Source organism: Vibrio sp. ZF57 (genome assembly GCF_001691235.1).
Taxonomy (GTDB): Bacteria; Pseudomonadota; Gammaproteobacteria; order Enterobacterales; family Vibrionaceae; genus Vibrio; species Vibrio crassostreae_C.
Genome location: NZ_MAKD01000024.1, coordinates 1 through 18,359, shown reverse-complemented (window position 1 = coordinate 18,359; position 18,359 = coordinate 1). Strand labels below are relative to the sequence as shown.

Annotated in this window: 17 protein-coding genes; 11 read left to right on the top strand and 6 right to left on the bottom strand. The window is 43.1% G+C overall.

What is annotated here, in order from left to right; translation table 11 throughout:
* Positions 1 to 274 precede the first annotated feature (274 nt).
* The 6 genes from A6D97_RS03140 (at position 275) to A6D97_RS21395 (ending at position 5,390) form a co-directional block, all read left to right on the top strand.
* The gene (locus A6D97_RS03140) at positions 275 to 1,189 is read left to right on the top strand and encodes a TIGR01777 family oxidoreductase (RefSeq protein WP_065583822.1); all 915 of its coding nucleotides are present in this window, start codon (positions 275 to 277) and stop codon (positions 1,187 to 1,189) included.
* A gap of 43 nt (positions 1,190 to 1,232) precedes the next feature.
* The gene (locus A6D97_RS03135; protein WP_017061923.1) at positions 1,233 to 2,060 is read left to right on the top strand and encodes an SDR family oxidoreductase; all 828 of its coding nucleotides are present in this window, start codon (positions 1,233 to 1,235) and stop codon (positions 2,058 to 2,060) included.
* A 396-nt stretch (positions 2,061 to 2,456) separates the two neighbouring features.
* On the top strand, positions 2,457 to 3,311 hold the full coding sequence (locus A6D97_RS03130; protein WP_065583821.1) for a co-chaperone YbbN: 855 nt from the start codon (positions 2,457 to 2,459) through the stop codon (positions 3,309 to 3,311).
* A gap of 197 nt (positions 3,312 to 3,508) precedes the next feature.
* Positions 3,509 to 4,438, top strand: coding sequence for an SPFH domain-containing protein (locus tag A6D97_RS03125; RefSeq protein ID WP_017063395.1), 930 nt, complete (start codon positions 3,509 to 3,511; stop codon positions 4,436 to 4,438).
* Between the two features lie 3 nt (positions 4,439 to 4,441).
* Positions 4,442 to 4,891, top strand: coding sequence for an NfeD family protein (locus tag A6D97_RS03120; RefSeq protein ID WP_017061926.1), 450 nt, complete (start codon positions 4,442 to 4,444; stop codon positions 4,889 to 4,891).
* A 319-nt stretch (positions 4,892 to 5,210) separates the two neighbouring features.
* Complete coding sequence (locus tag A6D97_RS21395) at positions 5,211 to 5,390, top strand: hypothetical protein (protein ID WP_017061927.1); 180 nt, start codon at positions 5,211 to 5,213, stop codon at positions 5,388 to 5,390.
* Positions 5,391 to 5,466: 76 nt separating this feature from the next.
* On the opposite strand, the gene cueR is transcribed toward A6D97_RS21395, so the two are convergent.
* The 5 genes from cueR to zipA form a co-directional block, all read right to left on the bottom strand.
* Positions 5,467 to 5,859 (bottom strand): Cu(I)-responsive transcriptional regulator, encoded by a 393-nt coding sequence (gene cueR, locus A6D97_RS03115; RefSeq protein WP_017061928.1) that lies wholly within the window; start codon positions 5,857 to 5,859, stop codon positions 5,467 to 5,469.
* 93 nt (positions 5,860 to 5,952) lie between these two features.
* Positions 5,953 to 6,756 carry a DUF2057 family protein gene (locus A6D97_RS03110; protein WP_065583820.1) on the bottom strand — a complete coding sequence of 268 codons (804 nt, stop codon included), beginning with the start codon at positions 6,754 to 6,756 and terminating at the stop codon, positions 5,953 to 5,955.
* A 98-nt stretch (positions 6,757 to 6,854) separates the two neighbouring features.
* On the bottom strand, positions 6,855 to 7,955 hold the full coding sequence (locus tag A6D97_RS03105; RefSeq protein WP_065583819.1) for a porin: 1,101 nt from the start codon (positions 7,953 to 7,955) through the stop codon (positions 6,855 to 6,857).
* A gap of 525 nt (positions 7,956 to 8,480) precedes the next feature.
* Positions 8,481 to 10,493: an NAD-dependent DNA ligase LigA gene (ligA, locus tag A6D97_RS03100; protein WP_065583818.1), complete on the bottom strand. Its 2,013-nt coding sequence runs from the start codon at positions 10,491 to 10,493 to the stop codon at positions 8,481 to 8,483.
* Between the two features lie 92 nt (positions 10,494 to 10,585).
* Positions 10,586 to 11,629: a cell division protein ZipA gene (gene zipA / locus A6D97_RS03095; protein WP_065583817.1), complete on the bottom strand. Its 1,044-nt coding sequence runs from the start codon at positions 11,627 to 11,629 to the stop codon at positions 10,586 to 10,588.
* Between the two features lie 229 nt (positions 11,630 to 11,858).
* Between zipA and cysZ the strand changes: the two genes are divergently transcribed.
* The 5 genes from cysZ to crr all read left to right on the top strand — a co-directional run bounded on the left by cysZ (position 11,859) and on the right by crr (position 16,860).
* Positions 11,859 to 12,617, top strand: coding sequence for a sulfate transporter CysZ (gene cysZ / locus A6D97_RS03090; RefSeq protein WP_029235129.1), 759 nt, complete (start codon positions 11,859 to 11,861; stop codon positions 12,615 to 12,617).
* Positions 12,618 to 12,854: 237 nt separating this feature from the next.
* A complete protein-coding gene (cysK, locus tag A6D97_RS03085) occupies positions 12,855 to 13,823 on the top strand; it encodes a cysteine synthase A (protein WP_017061934.1) in 969 nt (322 codons plus the stop codon).
* A 302-nt stretch (positions 13,824 to 14,125) separates the two neighbouring features.
* Positions 14,126 to 14,383, top strand: coding sequence for an HPr family phosphocarrier protein (locus A6D97_RS03080; RefSeq protein ID WP_004734263.1), 258 nt, complete (start codon positions 14,126 to 14,128; stop codon positions 14,381 to 14,383).
* 136 nt (positions 14,384 to 14,519) lie between these two features.
* Positions 14,520 to 16,244: a phosphoenolpyruvate-protein phosphotransferase PtsI gene (gene ptsI, locus A6D97_RS03075; protein ID WP_048660880.1), complete on the top strand. Its 1,725-nt coding sequence runs from the start codon at positions 14,520 to 14,522 to the stop codon at positions 16,242 to 16,244.
* 106 nt (positions 16,245 to 16,350) lie between these two features.
* A complete protein-coding gene (crr, locus tag A6D97_RS03070; RefSeq protein ID WP_004737851.1) occupies positions 16,351 to 16,860 on the top strand; it encodes a PTS glucose transporter subunit IIA in 510 nt (169 codons plus the stop codon).
* A gap of 490 nt (positions 16,861 to 17,350) precedes the next feature.
* On the opposite strand, the gene A6D97_RS03065 is transcribed toward crr, so the two are convergent.
* Positions 17,351 to 18,359 (bottom strand): flagellin (locus tag A6D97_RS03065; RefSeq protein ID WP_065583816.1); only part of this gene is annotated, 1,009 nt, incomplete at its 5' end.

Below are 18,359 nucleotides of genomic sequence, written 5' to 3'. Positions count from 1 at the left end.
CTGATTATGAATTAATAATAATCATGGCAAATCCTTATCATTGCTTATGTGACAAATATTACGCAGTTGGTAACATATCCGAGTAAAGTGCATAAGTGTGATGACGGTACACATCCTGACTTGATGAATTTAATTTCACTCCTTTGTAAATTGAAAAAGGCGTAATTTGGGCATCACACGATTGAAACCTTATGATCGTTATAGTGATTTTTTCGTATTGATTGGCGACTAAAAACAAGCCATGTCTATAATTATGTTTAATAGGGAGATTGGTATGAAGATATTGTTAACGGGTGGTACTGGATTTATTGGCTCTGAATTGGTCAAGAGTTGGAACACTGACGACGTGACATTGCTGACGCGGAGTCCTGAAAATGCGAAGCAAAACCTAAATCACCTCAACCAGAACAACCTTCATTACATTCAATCCCTTGATGAGCTCAGTGATCTCAATGACTTTGATGTGGTGGTCAACCTCGCGGGTGAGCCGATTGCCGATAAGCGTTGGAGTACAGAACAAAAAGAGAGGATCTGTAACAGCCGCTGGCACATCACTGAAAAGCTGGTCGAATTAATTCATGCCAGTAACAACCCGCCACACGCTTTTATTAGCGGTTCAGCCGTCGGCTACTATGGCGATCAACAGCAGCACCCATTTGACGAGTCACTGCAAGTAAAAGATGAAAGCTTTCCTCATAAAGTCTGTGCCCACTGGGAAGAGATAGCCAAGAGAGCACAATCAGAAAGCACACGCGTGATACTACTGCGAACAGGGGTTGTACTTGGCGAGAATGGCGGCGCACTCAAGAAGATGCTATTGCCTTATAAACTCGGCGTCGGTGGTCCACTAGGTTCAGGTGACCAGTACATGCCATGGATTCACATTCTCGATATGGTGAGAGCCATCAATCACTTGTTGTCACTCCCCCACGCTCAAGGGGAATTCAATATGTGTGCCCCTCACCCTGTGACCAACAAACTGTTCAGCAGCACGTTAGCGAAACAATTAGGCCGACCGCATTTCTTATTCACGCCGAAATGGGCAATGTCGATTCTCATGGGGGAATCATCTTGTTTGCTATTTGACAGCATTCGCTCCAAGCCGAAGAAACTCACTGAGATGGGATTCATCTTTAGTTACTCAAGAATCGAGCCAGCACTAAAAAACTTGTTACAACATCAAGACTAATTCTTTACCCTAGAGCGATAGAGACTCTAATAAAGGATTAAGTGTGAACAAGTCGATTCTGATTACCGGTTGCTCAACAGGTATTGGCTATACATGTGCTCATGCACTTCAAAAGCGTGGTTTTCATGTCATTGCATCTTGTCGTGATCCACAAGATGTTCAACGCCTTCAAGATGAAGGCCTCACCTGTATTCAATTAGATCTTTCCAACCAAGAAAGTATTGAGCATGGCGCCAAGCTTGCTATTGATCTCGCACCTAATGGATTGTATGGATTATTCAATAACGGTGCTTACGGTCAAGCAGGGGCACTAGAAGACTTACCGACCCAAGGACTCAGAGAACAATTCGAAACCAACTTCTTTGGTTGGCATCATCTCGTCTGTCAGATCCTTCCGCACATGCGCGAGCGTGGCGAAGGTCGAATCGTACAAAACAGTTCCGTATTAGGTTTTGCAGCCATGAAGTATCGTGGTGCTTATAATGCTTCTAAATTCGCGATTGAGGGTTGGACAGATACCTTACGATTAGAACTGCATGGCAGCGGTATACAGATCTCATTACTGCAACCAGGGCCAATTGAGACTCAATTTAGAACCAATGCCTTGAAAGCGTTCAATAAATGGATCAACATTTCTGGCAGCGCCCACCAAGACGCTTACCAACAACAAAAAGATCGACTCGAAAAAGAATCATCGAATAACGCTTTTGTCCTGCCTCCAGAAAGTTGTATTGAGCCGGTATTCCATGCTCTCACCGCCGACAAACCCAAGCTAAGATACCGAGTTACGACCCCGACTAAAGTGTTCGCGGTATTGAAAAGGATTCTACCGAGTCGCTTGCTAGACCCTATTTTGAGAAAAGCTGCATAAATTACTAACTTTGAATGCAGAGTCGCAAACTTTAATGTAACGATGTAATTTTTCCGTAACAATAAGATGTCATGATTATCCTATCCCATCAGTTATTCCCAATTGATGGTTCTACTCTGGAAATCTCATGACTTTAAACCGCCTTAATTGGGTAGGTGTGGGTCTGGCAATTACGCTGTTTATACTGTTTTGAGTATCTCACGCAACGCCTCACTGACTACCTCGATGATAACGCTATGCCTTCCATGTTGAGATAACAACTCTATCAACATCGAAGCATAGCGTTTTTCTATTTTTGGTTCTTTTTATCCGAGATAACCGAGTTAGATCTTGAAGTTACCGACTAACCCCCCCATATTTGCAACGTATCCACAAAACAAACCTCAAGGAACGTAAATGCAATCTCCGCATATTGTTGAACTTAATGAGCAGAACTTTCGTCAAGTATTAGAAGGTTCGATGCAGACCCCTGTACTCATCCATTTTTGGGCACCAATGAGCCAAGAGAGCGCCCAAGTCATTCCTGAACTGCAAACTTTAACTCAGCAATACAACGGTGCCTTCACCTTAGCCCTGCTCAATTGCGAACAAGAGCAAGCTATTGCTAGCCAGTTTGGTGTTCAAGCACTGCCCACTATTGCACTGTTTGTTAATGGTCAGCCAGTCGATGGGCTCGGTGGCCCTCAAAGCATAGAAGCTATTGTCGATATGCTCAGCAAACACCTTCCTAGCCAAGATGAACTTGCTTTGCGTCAGGCTCTTGAGCAAATGCAAGCTGGCGAGCACACACAGGCACTAGCAGCAATGCAGCAACTTCCAGCAGAGCTGACGAATAAAGGTGAAGTAAAACTGGCGATCGCAGAGTGTTTGTTAGAAACACAACAATTTGACCTTGCTGAAACTCAGCTAGCAACTATCCCTCTTGAGTACCAAGACAACTACTACAAAGGCTTAGTTGCAAAGCTTGAACTTCATAAACAAGTAGCAGACAGCCCTGAAATACAAGCATTAGAAGCCGCTCTTCAGCAAAATCCGAGCGACGCTAAAACAGCATCTGAATTAGCATTGCAATATCACCAAGTGAACCGCAGTGAAGAAGCTATGGATCTATTATGGTCTTTCCTAGCCAAAAATCTTAATGCTCTCGATGGTGACATGAAGAAAGAGTTCATGGACATCTTGAGTGCGCTTGGACAAGGTAACCCAGTTGCCAGTAAGTACCGTCGACAACTGTACTCTCTGCTTTACTAGTTAAACCTAAAAAGCCGTAGATTAAACATCGAAAATTGACAATTCAATCAATTAGTTTATCGCATAATAGAATGTAAAATGGGCCATAAAATCAATACTTTATGGCCCATTTCTCGTTTATAAATTTGCTCAGAATTTAAATATGAGCCAGTATCAATACTGAACTATCAAAAACTCAAACTTGCAAAGGATTTTGTATGCCTATTGATACCTTGATTACTATCGGCGTCTTTACTGCCGTCGCACTGTTATTTATCTTCGCTGGCGTAAAAACCGTTCCACAAGGCAACAACTGGACCGTTGAACGCTTCGGGCGATACACACACACCCTTAAACCGGGTCTTAACTTAATCATTCCATTTATTGATAAAGTTGGACAGCGCATCAGCATGATGGAGCGTGTTCTCGACATCCCAGCACAAGAAGTCATCTCCAAAGATAATGCAAATGTGGTTATCGATGCGGTTTGTTTTGTTCAAGTTATCGACGCGCCTAAGGCAGCTTATGAAGTGAATGACCTTGAACATGCGATCCGTAACTTAACCCTCACCAATATCCGTACTGTGCTTGGCTCGATGGAACTGGATGAGATGCTGAGTCAGCGTGACATGATCAATACCAAGCTACTGAACATCGTTGATGAAGCGACAAACCCTTGGGGCGTAAAAGTCACCCGTATCGAAATTAAAGACGTACAGCCACCAGCAGACCTTACTGCTGCGATGAATGCCCAGATGAAAGCCGAGCGTAATAAACGTGCTGATATCTTAGAAGCAGAAGGTGTACGACAAGCTGAGATCTTGAAAGCAGAAGGCCACAAGCAATCAGAGATCCTGAAAGCAGAAGGTGAGAAGCAAGCGGCAATATTGCAAGCAGAAGCCCGTGAGCGTGCCGCAGAAGCAGAAGCTAAAGCGACAGAAATGGTATCAACGGCAATTGCTCAAGGTGACATGCAAGCGGTCAATTACTTCATTGCACAAGGTTACACCGACGCATTGAAATCTATAGGCCAAGCTGAAAACGGCAAGATCATCATGCTACCACTCGAAGCAACTGGCCTTATGGGTTCTGTAGCGGGTATCGCGGAGATGTTTGCACATAAGAATGACAAAGGTAGTAAGGACTAACTTATGGTCGAATTACTAGAACAAGTAAACCACTGGCATTGGTTAGCGTTTGGTCTAGCATTGTTAGCGCTTGAGCTAATTGGAACCGCTGGTTACTTTTTATGGATAGGCATATCTGCCATGCTGGTCGGTGCCCTATTAGGAGCATTACCAATTGGTTGGCAGATGCAATGGCTGTCCTTTGCTAGCTTCTCTCTTATTACCACTTGGTTGTGGTGGAGAAGACAACTCTCGAATGACAAGCAATCGGATGCAGGGCGAGAGTTAAACCAAAGAGAAAAGCAATTGGTAGGTCAAACCGTTATTTTAAGTGAAGACGTAAAGAAAGGTAGCTGTCGAATTAAGTTCGGTGACTCTTCTTGGTCAGCAAAGGCCAGTCAAGATATTCCATCTGGAACCGAAATTAAGATTGTCGCTTTAGACGGAATCGTTCTAATAATAGAACCTTTATAAACAAGAGCTATATGAAGCCTGCATTTTCAATAAATGCAGGCTTTTTCTATTTTTGAACCTTAATAATATTCGAATTATCATTGCGATAGATTGAATTGAAAAAAAAATAAGTTCTTATTTCGTAAAGCTAAAAAGTTTGATTGAGCTAAAAAGGTATAAGAAAGCCAGATTTCTTACCCAATATATATATGAATAGTTAACCTTACTCTCGCTTATTTATAATCATTAAAAATGTTAAGTCCGTCCAATTTTTGAAATTTTCTTTTCCTTGTCCATACTTTCAATTATCTCAATTAGAGATAAACCTAATGGAGTTTGTATGAGACATTTTTTAATAATTCTAACGGCTATTTTCAGCTTGTCATTTGGAAGCGCTCTAGCGAGCAGTCAGTCTCCTGGTAACGGAAACATGGGGCCTATCGTTAAGTGTTCAGATGGTAACGCAGTCACTCATGTACCACTGTTGATCTGTAAACATTACGGCGGAAAGGTGCTGTGATAGGTGCTGTGATAGGTGATTAAAGTCAGGCTAGTAATGAAATTGCTGCCTGACGATTATTTAGAACTGGAATAACCTAACTGCGGCCAGATAGATTATTCAAGATAGGACATTCCGTTGAAGTATCTCCAGGGCAGTCATGTACCCAAGATTGTAGCTGCACCTTCATCTTGTTTAACTCCGCAAGCTTCAACTCTATTTCATCTAACTTCTGAGTAGCCTTCTTCTTTACTTCGTAGCTTTGTCTGTTGGGATTCATTGCCAACTCAACCAGTGACTTACACTCATCGAGAGTGAAACCAACCATTTTAGCTCTCAAAACGAACTCTAACTGTTCGATATGAATCTCGCCATATTGCCTGTAACCATTTTCTGATCGGTGCGGTGGGCTCATCATGCCTTTACTTTCGTAAAAACGAATGGATTTCGCTGTTGTACCAACACGCTTCGCTACTTCACCAATATTCACAATCTTACCTGTAAGCCTAAAATGAAAAACCGCAGTACTGCTGTTATACAATACTGCGGTTGAAAAACATAGCTAGAGACTTACGTTAGAAGCCTACTCTTGCTCTAATAGCCAAATCATAGTTTGAGATTTTTCTTCGCTGTTTAGCTTATTGAACCAATATGAAACCATTTCGATTTCTTTTGAGCCTTCTAGTGATGTTGGGGTAGCGTTTTTACGATTCTTGAATGCCCAATCAGTCACAGCAGCTTGCTCTTCTTTTGTCGCTTGACCATACCAGTAATTAACCATCTCTTGAGCTTGAGACGCTTTTGGTTCTTCAGCAACTACAGCCGCAACAGGTACCGCAACCGGAGCAACAGCGATAGCCGTATGATTATTTGCACCGTTATAAATTGTGTCGATATACGCTTTCGGCACAATGAAAGTTGTACTCATCACTGAGTTTTGTCCATCAAGTGTAAATTCTAAATTCTTTTTTCTTGCTTGCTGGATGTCAGCTTCGCTCAATGGAAATTTAATATACTGAGTCTTTGTGCAGTGTTCGCTGCAGCTCTCTCTTGGAAGTTGTCTCTCTTCAAGGTCTATCGTCTTACCAAAAAAGCTAACGGTTTCGTATTCTTTATAGCTCTGGAAATAGCTTACATCCATGGTAATGGAAGATTCTGGAGCCGAATTCTGCGTTATTTCTTTGTTGTATGTAAAGTAGAGTGACGATTTCAGGATGTCTGCCCCGACATTCGCTTTACTTTCCGCTACATAAGATTGCCCAGTCACTTGAATGTAGCCACCTTTTGGCTGTACATCTGCAACTGAGTCTACAAAATTACTTTGTGAATCGAGTGAACTACAAGCTCCCAAAAATAATGATAATACGACTACACTAACTTTATTCATTATGACTAATTCCTTATGTTCACTATGGAAAAACGCTGGCAAACAAAATTTACCAGCGTTTTGATTTTTATCTAACTGTTTAAGCTAAAGATTCTAGCTTAGAAACCGTATTCAAGACCAACGCGAGTTACGATATCTGTATCAGCGTCACCAACAGTACGACCCGCTACACGTAGGTAAGGTACGAAACCGTCATGAACAGCCATTAACTGACCAGAAATAGTGTTGCTGTCTGAGTTAGCGTCTTTCTTACCGTTTGTTTCAGACTCAAGGTTAGCTGCGTAGCCTAGTTTGAAACCGATTGGACCATTCCAGTATTGACCGATGATAGAGTAAGAATCTTGAGTTACTTTGCGGATGCTGTTATCTAGCTCTTCGCCTTTATATGCTGCAGCGAAACCGAAACCTGCTGGTAGGCTAGCTTCGAAACCAACAATGTATGCGAATGTATCATCATCGTAACCAGCTACTTCAGGAGCCTGTTCTGGGTTACCGTTTTCATCAAAAGACCAATCACCACCAGACGCGGCAACGACACGAGTACCAGATTCAACCGCACCCATTAATGTTACTTTCTCGAAGCTGTACTTAGCACTTGCGCCAACAAAGTTTGCGTCACGAGTTGCTGCACCACCACCGTTGTCGTTATCGTCACGACCAACAGAAGCTGCAAAAGAGAAACCGCCAAATTTAGCTGAATCGTAACGAACTTGGTTAGATTGACGATCGTAGTGACCGTTGATGCCGCCCCAATCGAATACAGAACCTAGACCAGGGTTAGAGAATGGCCAGTCGACGATTTCGTATAGTGGAGTAAGAACACGACCCACACGCAGGTTACCCCAAGAGCCAGAAGCACCAACGAACGTATCACGGAAACCAAGCACACCGCCTGAAACGCCGCCATGACCCCAGTCTGTGCTATCTACGTAGCCAGATTCAATCTGCATTGTGATTAATACGTCATCAAACATCTCTTTATGAGCACGGAAGCCGATACGAGATTCATTCTCTACAGCGTAACCAGTACTAGAGTCGTTGTTGTCAGTTGTGTTGTAGTTAACTAGAGAGATAGCTGCAACACCGTATACGTCAACGTTGAAATCAGAGTTGATACCAACTTCTTTCGCCATTACGCCTGTCGATAAAAGTGCAACGGATGCACCTAGTAGAGTACGTTTGAAAATTTTGTTTTCCATGGAATAAAACTCCTAAAAATGGATATAGCTGTTTGAATATTCCCCGCCTAAAGTTGGCCGCCGTAGAGAGAAATACCTTTTCTTGTTTGAGAACCCTAAACTCTGAATTCTCTATTTCCTTTCTGGTTATACACATCATGTGCATCCATGGCATTAAGACTAACTTCGCCCTCAAAAAGATCAATGAGAACTTAATTTTCATCTAAAAAAATATGAGTTGGTGCAAATTTAATAGGTACTTAGTGATCCAGATCGATAAATAGAAAAATCCTCACCAAAACAAAATCAATACCAATAAATTCAACAACTTGAGGTGATTATCACTTTGTAAAAATAGATATGACTCGCATTTTTGATACAACTACAATGGTATTTCATTAATGTTGAGCAGCGTCACTGTCCTGATTTTAGAGTTCGTATAGGAACAAAATTCTCAACAATTAAAAAGCCCTCATTTTTATATCAGAAACAAAAAAGGCACTCCCTTGAAAGGAGTGCCTTTGAGCTTTTTTTATCTGTATTTACTTACGAAATAAGGGCTATTAGATCTTCTTCTGTTCTTATTTCGATACCTAAATCTTGTGCTTTAGTTAATTTAGAACCCGCAGCTTCACCGGCAAACAAGATGTCCGTTTTCTTCGATACGCTACCCGTCACTTTCGCACCTAATGCTTGTAACGCAGCTTTAGCTTCACTTCGACCTAATTGCGACAATGAGCCTGTTAACACAACGACTTTACCTTCTAATGGTAGCTCTTGGTCATCGGCAGCTTCTTTGATGATTGGCCAATTCACACCTAGCTCTATCAGCTGATCGACGACCGCTCTGTTTTTCTCTTGTGAGAAGAAGCTGGTGATATGGCTAGCAACGATGTCACCAATATCTGACACTTCAACTAATTGTTCATGAGTAGCTGCTTGAACCAGTTCCAACGTCTTAAAGTGTTGCGCTAAGTTCATCGCTGTCGCCTCACCGACTTCACGAATACCGAGTGAATAGAGGAAACGTGCCAATGTTGTGTCTTTGGCTTTATTAAGTGCACTAACTACATTTTGCGCCGATTTTGGCCCCATGCGGTCAAGAACTGTAATCACTCCCGCGCTGAGCTTGAACAAGTCAGCGGGCGTTTCTACCATTTCACGGTCTACAAGCTGCTCTATCACCTTTACGCCAAGACCATCAACATCCAATGCCTTTCTCGACACAAAGTGCTTAAGCGCTTCTTTACGTTGAGCCTGACACACCAAACCGCCTGTACAACGCGCTACAGCCTCGCCTTCAACGCGTTCTACTGCAGAGTTACATACAGGGCAAGCATCAGGGAAAACAATGTCTCTAGCCGTTCCAGGGCGACGATCTAGTACAACAGCCACAATTTGCGGAATAACATCACCTGCACGGCGAATAATAACGCTGTCGCCTACCTTCACGCCTAAACGCGCAATCTCATCGGCATTGTGTAAAGTGGCATTGCTGACTGTCACGCCACCAACGAAGATAGGTTCAAGTTTAGCAACCGGCGTAATAGCGCCAGTACGGCCCACCTGAAATTCAACGTCATTGAGCAGTGTAATCTCTTCTTGAGCTGGGAACTTATAAGCAATTGCCCAACGTGGCGCTCGTGCAACAAAGCCAAGTACTTCTTGAGCCGCGATATCGTCGACTTTGATAACAACGCCATCAATCTCGTAAGCCAGAGCATCACGACGAGTCATAATATCTTGGTAATAGGCTTTCACGTCTTCGAGAGAGCTCAGTTGCTTAGTCTCGGGGCACATAGGTAAGCCCCAACCTTTAAGCTGTAAAAAGCGTTGGTAGTGACTATTTGATAGCTCAGCGCCTTGTACAACACCGACACTGTATGCGTAGAAAGCTAGCGGACGTTTCGCAGTAATACGAGAATCAAGCTGACGCAGGCTACCTGCGGCGGCATTACGTGGGTTAACAAATACTTTCTCGCCTTTCTTCAACGCCATCTCATTCAACTTATCGAAACCCGCTTTTGGCATAAACACTTCGCCACGAACTTCAATACGCTGCGGCCAGCCTTCACCTTGTAACTTAAGTGGGATAGAGCTGATCGTACGCACGTTTTCAGTGATGTTTTCACCCGTCGCACCGTCACCACGTGTCGCAGCCTGAACTAAAATACCATTCACATAGAGTAGGCTAACTGCAAGGCCATCAAGCTTAGGTTCACAACAGAAAGTCTTGAGGTTAGCGGTTGGCGCTCTATCAGACATTCGCTTATTGAACGCATCCAAATCTTCATCAGAGAAAGCATTGTCCAGAGAAAGCATTGGGATCTCATGAGTCACTTGAGTGAAACCATCGAGAGGCTGACCACCAACACGTTGGCTCGGAGAATCTACCGTCACTAGTTCCGGGTTCTCTTCTTCGATCTTTAGCAATTGCTGCATTAATCGATCGTACTCGACATCAGGGATCTCAGGGCTATCTTCTACGTAATAACGAACGGCGTGATAATGCAGAGTTTCTCTTAACTGCTCTAAGGTAACTTGAATCGATTCTTTCATATCATTCTCTATCGTGATTGAAATATCAAAAAGGGCTCCCTTAGGAGCCCTTTTCTATAAATATAGATTATTTACAAGGCTAAACAATACGGCTAGGCATTCGATGCCGTCATAAAGTCTCTGATTTGCTTGCGGTAGTCAGATAAACGGTTTGGTGTCATTAAGTTGCGTGACTCATCCAACACGTTTCCGCCCATATCGTCAGCAATTTTCTGCGCCGCACTCAGCATCACATTGAAGTTTTGATCAGCTTGACCATAACAAGGCAACGTCATAAAGAACGAAATACCTTTAGTCGTGAAGTCAGCAGGATCATCATGTTCTAGCGTTCCTGGCTGCATCATGTTTGCAACGCTGAAAATAACCTTTGGTGCATCTGTAGATTGTGCAAAGCAGTGGTAAATAGACATCTCACCATAAGTTAAACCGTTGTTCTCCATGCTGCGGAAAAGTTCAGTCCCAACGAATGGGATCTCTCCAGCACAGTGAACATTAAGAACGATCACTTCTAAACCAAGTTCTTCATCTGGTTTTGCTTCTTCAACAGTCGCACTTTGCGGAGTCACGACTTCTTTCGCAACAACGGGCTCTCTTTGAGTAAGCGTTTCGTTTGGAACGACTGGCTCATCAACTGTTTCAGAAGGCTCTTCAAACGAACCGTACTGCACTTTAAAGCCGGCATGGTTTTCTTTTTGCTCGTCAGTCAACTCAAAGCTTGGAACTTCAGGCTCAACGTCCTTCTCTTCCTCAATCACTTCAGGTTCACTTTCAACCTTAATTGGGTCTTCTACGCTGAAAGAAGGAAGATCATTTAATTCGATATCATCTTCGTAAGCTTCTTTCGCTTGTGGCGCTGTTAGCGGATCTGAGTCGATCAGCGGATCAGTCTCAGAGGGTGAAACAGCAAAATCCGGCTCTTTACGTTCTTTTCGGATTATCTCAAAATCATCTTCTGGGGCGAATGAACGATTTGGAATAGTTTCGGCTTCATCTAAGCTGTCGTTATCAAGCTTACCGAGCGGCTTATCTCCAAACTTTGCTTTCCCTTCTTTTTTACTCGTCCATAGACCATGGAACAATAATGCGGCGATAGCTAATGCGCCAACAATAATGAGTACAAATCGCAATTCCTGCATTTTTCGCTCTCAGCTTTCTTAGTCAACTAGCTATAAACACGCTGTCACTAAGTTGGGTTAATTTGGCTAATCTCACTACTCTATCAAAAGTAGCCACTGTTTTAGAACAACTTAATACAATTAGTTCCTTACATGGTGTGATTTTCACCACGCTTTTTTTCTTAATTTCGGTCGAGTACACTAGACATGTTTGCTATTTAACCAAATTCACATGTGACCTAATTTAAATATGACTATTGAATCTGTTCCCCGCTCCGGCTTTGGCTATTTTATTTTCGGAATAAAAATCGCTTTATCACCGAGCATTCGTAAGTTTGTACTAATGCCACTTATCGCGAACGTGTTACTCGTTGGTGGTGCCTTGTTTTATATCTTCTCCAACCTAAACACTTGGATTGAAGGTTGGATTGGTGCATTGCCAAGTTTCTTGTCGTGGTTGTCATACATTTTATGGCCATTACTTGTGTTAACCGTCTTGGCCACATTCTCGTATTTCTTTAGCACGCTCGCTAACTTCATTGCCGCACCGTTCAACGGTTTACTCGCGGAAAAAGTTGAAGAGTTGTTGAGCGGTAAAAAAGTTAATGACGATGGTTTACTTGATGTCCTCAAAGATACCCCACGTATATTAGCGAGAGAATGGCGCAAGCTTGTCTACATTCTGCCAAAAGCGATCGGTTTATTCCTACTTTTGTTAATTCCAGCACTAGGGCAAACCGTTGCTCCGTTTTTATGGTTCATTTTCACAGCATGGATGTTAGCGATTCAATACGCCGACTACCCGTTCGATAACCATAAAATCAAATTTGATGACATGAGAAACAATTTGAAACAAAAACAAGGCAAGAGCTACAGCTTTGGCGCGCTTGTTTCTGTGTTCACCACAATTCCAATTCTAAACCTGATCGTAATGCCCGTTGCCGTTTGCGGCGCGACGGCAATGTGGGTTGCTGAGTTTAAAGACCAAGCTCTGCGTTCTCGTCTATAATTCTCGTCTATTACCCCGCCTATACTTCCTAGTTTCGCCTATCTTTTTGAAGTTCTGATTTCAATAAAGATAGGCGTGAATTCTGCTACATATCTATATGATATAACTTTTTAATCCTTTTACCTTTTTTTCAACTTGTTTAATCTAAATTCAAGCTGAATAAACATCGTAAGACACTAGACGGTAAAGTGATTGATATACTACGTTTAGTTCTGTCATTAAATGAAGGAATATCGCATGAGCAAGATCTACGAAGACAACACCCTAACGATTGGTAACACACCTCTAGTCCGCCTTAACAAAGTAAGCAAAGGTAACGTCCTAGCTAAGATCGAAGCTCGTAACCCAAGCTTCAGTGTTAAATGTCGTATCGGTTCAAACATGATCTGGGAAGCAGAAAAAGCGGGTACGCTTAAGCCAGGTATCGAGCTTGTTGAACCTACCAGTGGTAACACAGGTGTTGCACTTGCATTCGTAGCAGCAGCACGCGGTTACAAACTAACGCTAACTATGCCTGAATCAATGAGCCTAGAACGTCGTAAGCTGCTTAAAGCGCTTGGCGCAAACCTAGTGCTGACTGAAGCACCAAAAGGTATGAACGGTGCGATTGCTAAAGCAGAAGAGATTGTTGCTTCAGACCCAGACAAGTACCTACTACTTCAACAGTTCAACAACCCAGCCAACCCACAAATTCACGAGCAAACGACTGGTCCTGAAATTTGGGAAGCAACAGACGGCGAAATCGACGTGTTTGTAGCGGGTGTTGGTACGGGCGGTACTATCACAGGTACAAGTCGTTACATTAAAGGTGAAAAAGGCAAAGCGATCACTTCAGTAGCGGTTGAACCAGCAGAGTCTCCAGTGATTGCACAGGCACTTGCAGGTGAAGAAATCAAACCAGCTCCACACAAAATTCAAGGTATCGGTGCAGGTTTCATCCCTGGAAACCTAGATTTAGAGATTATTGACCGTGTTGAATCGGTAACTTCTGAAGAAGCGATTGAGATGGCTCAACGCCTAATGAAAGAAGAAGGTATTCTTGCAGGCATCTCATCTGGCGCGGCAGTTGTAGCAGCAAACAGAATCGCCGAACTACCTGAATTTGCAGGAAAAACTATCGTTACTGTACTACCAAGCTCTGGTGAGCGTTACCTAAGCACAGCCCTATTTGCTGGCATCTTTACGGAAAAAGAGAACCAACAATAATATGTGGTCAAATCAATTTTTCGTCCAAAAAAGCCCCGTTTAGGGGCTTTTTTGTTGATCCCTGCCCCACCTTTGGTAATATCGGGTCTGTTTTATTTTTCGCTTCAAAATAAAAGAAGCAATAAACAAATTCTGAAAGTCATGAGTACTCAGCAAAAGACGACCATGGCTGGATAAAAATTTATAACCAGTCTAAGTTCTAACACGAACATGGCGTACTAGCCTCTAGCGCATTTGGGCTAAAGCAGTTAAGCTAATCTGGTTACAAACTTACAAAAAATAAATTAATTGGGGTATATAAAATGTACGAGAAGCAAGTAGAAATCACAGCAGAAAACGGTCTTCACACTCGTCCAGCTGCACAGTTCGTTAAAGAAGCAAAATCTTTCGACGCTGACATCACAGTGACTTCTAACGGCAAAAGCGCTAGCGCGAAAAGCCTGTTCAAACTACAAACTTTAGGCCTAGTAAAAGGTACTAACGTTACTATTTCAGCTGAAGGTCCTCAAGCTCAGCAAGCAGTAGACCACCTAGTTGCTCTTATGGATCAACTACACTAATACGGTCTCCTTCTTTCAAAGCCATTTTGCATAGCAAAGTGGCTTTGTTCGAAATAGATAGGAATAAGCGCGACATTAGTCGACGACTTAAAGTCACACACTCTCCCGTTTACAGTTGAACAACTAAGGTAAGGCTATGATTTCAGGCATCCTAGCATCTCCTGGTATTGCTTTCGGTAAAGCACTACTACTTCAAGAAGATGAAATTGTCCTAAACACTCAATCTATCTCTGACGACCAAGTTGAAGCAGAAGTACAGCGTTTCTTTGACGCTCGTAACAAATCTTCTCAACAACTTGAAGTTGTTAAGCAAAAAGCACTTGAAACTTTTGGCGAAGAAAAAGAAGCAATCTTTGAAGGCCACATCATGCTGCTTGAAGATGAAGAGCTAGAAGAAGAGATTTTAGCACTCATCAAGAAAGACAAGATGCACGCAGACAACGCGATCCACACTGTGATCGAAGAGCAAGCTGTTGCACTAGAGTCTCTTGATGATGAGTACCTAAAAGAACGTGCAACTGATATCCGTGATATCGGTACTCGTTTCGTTAAAAATGCTCTAGGCATCAACATTGTATCTCTAGCAGATATCAATGAAGAAGTTATCCTAGTAGCTTACGACCTAACGCCATCTGAAACTGCACAAATCAACCTAGACTACGTTCTTGGTTTCGCTTGTGACATCGGCGGTCGTACATCTCATACTTCAATCATGGCACGTTCTCTTGAGCTTCCAGCTATCGTTGGTACTAACGATATCACTAAGCAAGTTAAGAACGGCGACATGCTTGTGCTAGACGCGATGAACAACAAGATCATCATCAACCCTTCTGAAGCTGAACTAGCAGAAGCTAAGAAAATCAAAGCAGATTTCGAAGCAGAAGCGGCTGAACTAGCAAAACTAAAAGATTTACACGCTGAAACTCTAGACGGTCACCGTGTAGAAGTTTGTGGCAACATCGGTACAGTAAAAGACTGTGACGGTATCCTGCGTAACGGCGGTGAAGGCGTTGGTCTGTACCGTACTGAATTCCTATTTATGGACCGTGACGCGCTTCCTACTGAAGAAGAGCAATACGTTGCTTACAAAGAAGTAGCAGAAGCAATGGAAGGCGAGTCAGTGATTATCCGTACTATGGATATCGGTGGCGACAAAGACCTACCATACATGGACCTTCCACAAGAGATGAACCCGTTCCTAGGCTGGCGTGCAGTACGTATCAGCTTGGATCGTCGTGAAATCCTACGTGACCAACTACGTGGCATCTTACGTGCATCTGCACACGGTAAACTACGTATCATGTTCCCAATGATCATTTCTGTTGAAGAGATCCGTGAACTGAAAAAAGCAATCGAAGAGTACAAAGTTGAACTTCGCGCTGAAGGCCTAGCTTTCGATGAAGAAATCGAAATCGGCGTAATGGTTGAGACTCCAGCAGCTGCTGCAATCGCACACCACCTAGCGAAAGAAGTATCTTTCTTCTCTATCGGTACTAACGACCTAACGCAATACACTCTTGCGGTAGACCGTGGTAACGAAATGATTTCTCACCTATACAACCCACTATCTCCTGCTGTTCTTACAGTAATCAAGCAAGTGATCGACGCATCACACGCTGAAGGTAAGTGGACTGGTATGTGTGGTGAGCTTGCTGGTGATGAGCGTGCAACGCTACTTCTTCTTGGTATGGGTCTAGATGAGTTCTCTATGAGCGGTATCTCTATCCCTAAAGTTAAGAAAGTAATCCGTAACTCTAACTTCGCTGAAGTTAAAGCTATGGCTGACGAAGCACTATCTCTACCAACAGCTGCTGAAATTGAAGCTTGCGTAGAAAAGTTCATCGCTGAGAAAACTCAGTAATCGCCAATCGCTTAATAACGTTAGACGGCTAAAAATAGTCGTCTAATTTGTTAGATTGGTATAGTATATTCTACAGAATAAAACTAAACGTTAGGAGCATGACACAATGGGTCTGTTTGACAAACTGAAAAAGCTTGTATCTGATGACAGCGCTGATGCTGGTGCAATCGAAATCATCGCACCTCTTTCTGGTGAAATCGTAAACATCGAAGATGTGCCAGATGTAGTTTTCGCTGAAAAAATCGTTGGTGACGGCATCGCGATCAAACCAGCTGGCGACAAAATGGTAGCTCCAGTTAACGGTACTATCGGTAAGATCTTCGAAACTAACCACGCATTCTCTATCGAGTCTGACGACGGTGTTGAGCTTTTCGTTCACTTCGGTATCGATACTGTTGAACTTAAAGGCGAAGGCTTCACTCGTGTAGCTGAAGAAGGTCAATCTGTTAAAGCTGGTGACACTATCATCACTTTCGACCTAGCGCTTCTAGAAGAGAAAGCAAAATCTACGCTTACTCCAGTTGTTATCTCTAACATGGACGAAATCAAGGAGCTGAACAAGCTTTCTGGTTCTGTAACTGTTGGCGAAACTCCAGTTCTTAAAGTAACTAAGTAATTTCGATTACTTATCTGCTTTAATTAAAACGCTACCTAAGGGTGGCGTTTTTTGTGCCTGTTATATTGCTCGAGTTCCTTAAACAACAGTTCTGATTACTACTCCCACCTTGCTGTAAACAATCCCTCAATAAGCCACAGTAATCCCAATCCTTAATTACCGACTAACACCTACTTTGTATTAAACCAAGTTAAACGCCATTCTAGGCGCTGCTACCGCACGTTAAATCACGGGGGATGACTTCAGGCAGACAACAGTTCTCTGATATCTCGCTCGACTCGATTCTGAGATGACGACTAAAGACTTCGATTCAGGTAAACAATGGATCAATACCACCCAATCGTCGTCCTTCGCTCACCAAATAACAGGCAATAAAAAACCCAGCCGAAGCTGGGTCTGTTTAGCGCTCATCTCTCACCACGAGCTAATTTGTGGAAGCCTAACGTTAACGCCTATGAACAACATATAGTCAACGTGGCTTTTCAATCGATTAACCTAGTAGGCTAAGTGCCGAGTTCGGTGCTTGCTTCGCTTGAGCAAGAATCGAGCTTGAAGCTTGAGAAAGGATCTGAGACTTAGTCATCTGAGTCGTTTCTTTCGCGAAGTCGGTATCTTTAATTCGGCTCTTAGATGCGTTAACGTTCTCGTTAATGTTGTCTAAGTTGCTGATAGCGTGGTCGAAACGGTTTTGGAAAGCACCTAGCTCAGCACGGTGGCTATCTACATACTTAAGTGCCGCATCGATAATAGCTACAGACTCTTGTGCGCCGCCAACTGATGTTACGTCGATAGTATCAACCGTTACGTCTTTGCCAGGTTGTATGCCTAGTTCGCCAGCCAGGCTGCCAGAGAATGCCACTTCGCCTTCAACCTTGTTGTTACCAGTAAACATTTGTAGCTTACCGTCTTCAGTTACAGACGCTTTAACAGAGTCTTGTTGACCGTTGATGTACGTTGCTAGCTCTTCGATGTCGTCACCCGCTTTTGCGCTGATGTCGATTTCTTGTGCTTGACCGAAGTTATCAGTGAACGACATTTTTAGGTCGTTAGAGCCTGCTTGAACGTTCCAATCTTTATCTTTCGCGTTCTCAGTTTGGTAGCTCTTACCACCCATCTGAGCGTTATCAGAGCGCATGTCTTTCAGTTGAAGCATTACCGCTTCACCGTTGTCTGCACCGATTTGGAATGATTTAGTACCGTGAGTACCGTTAAGCAACTTGTTGCCACCAAAAGACGTCGTTTCCGCGATACGGTTCAGTTCGTCGTTCAGCGCTGTTACTTCTTCTTGAATCGCTACACGCTCAGATTTTGAGTTTGAGCCGTTTGAAGATTGTAGAGACAAATCACGCATACGTTGCAGGATGTTCGTTGTCTCGTTCATTGCACCTTCAGCTGTTTGTGCAATTGAGATACCGTCGTTCGCGTTACGTACAGCAACATCAAGACCACGACTTTGAACGTTCAAACGGTTCGAGATTTGTAGACCCGCAGCGTCATCT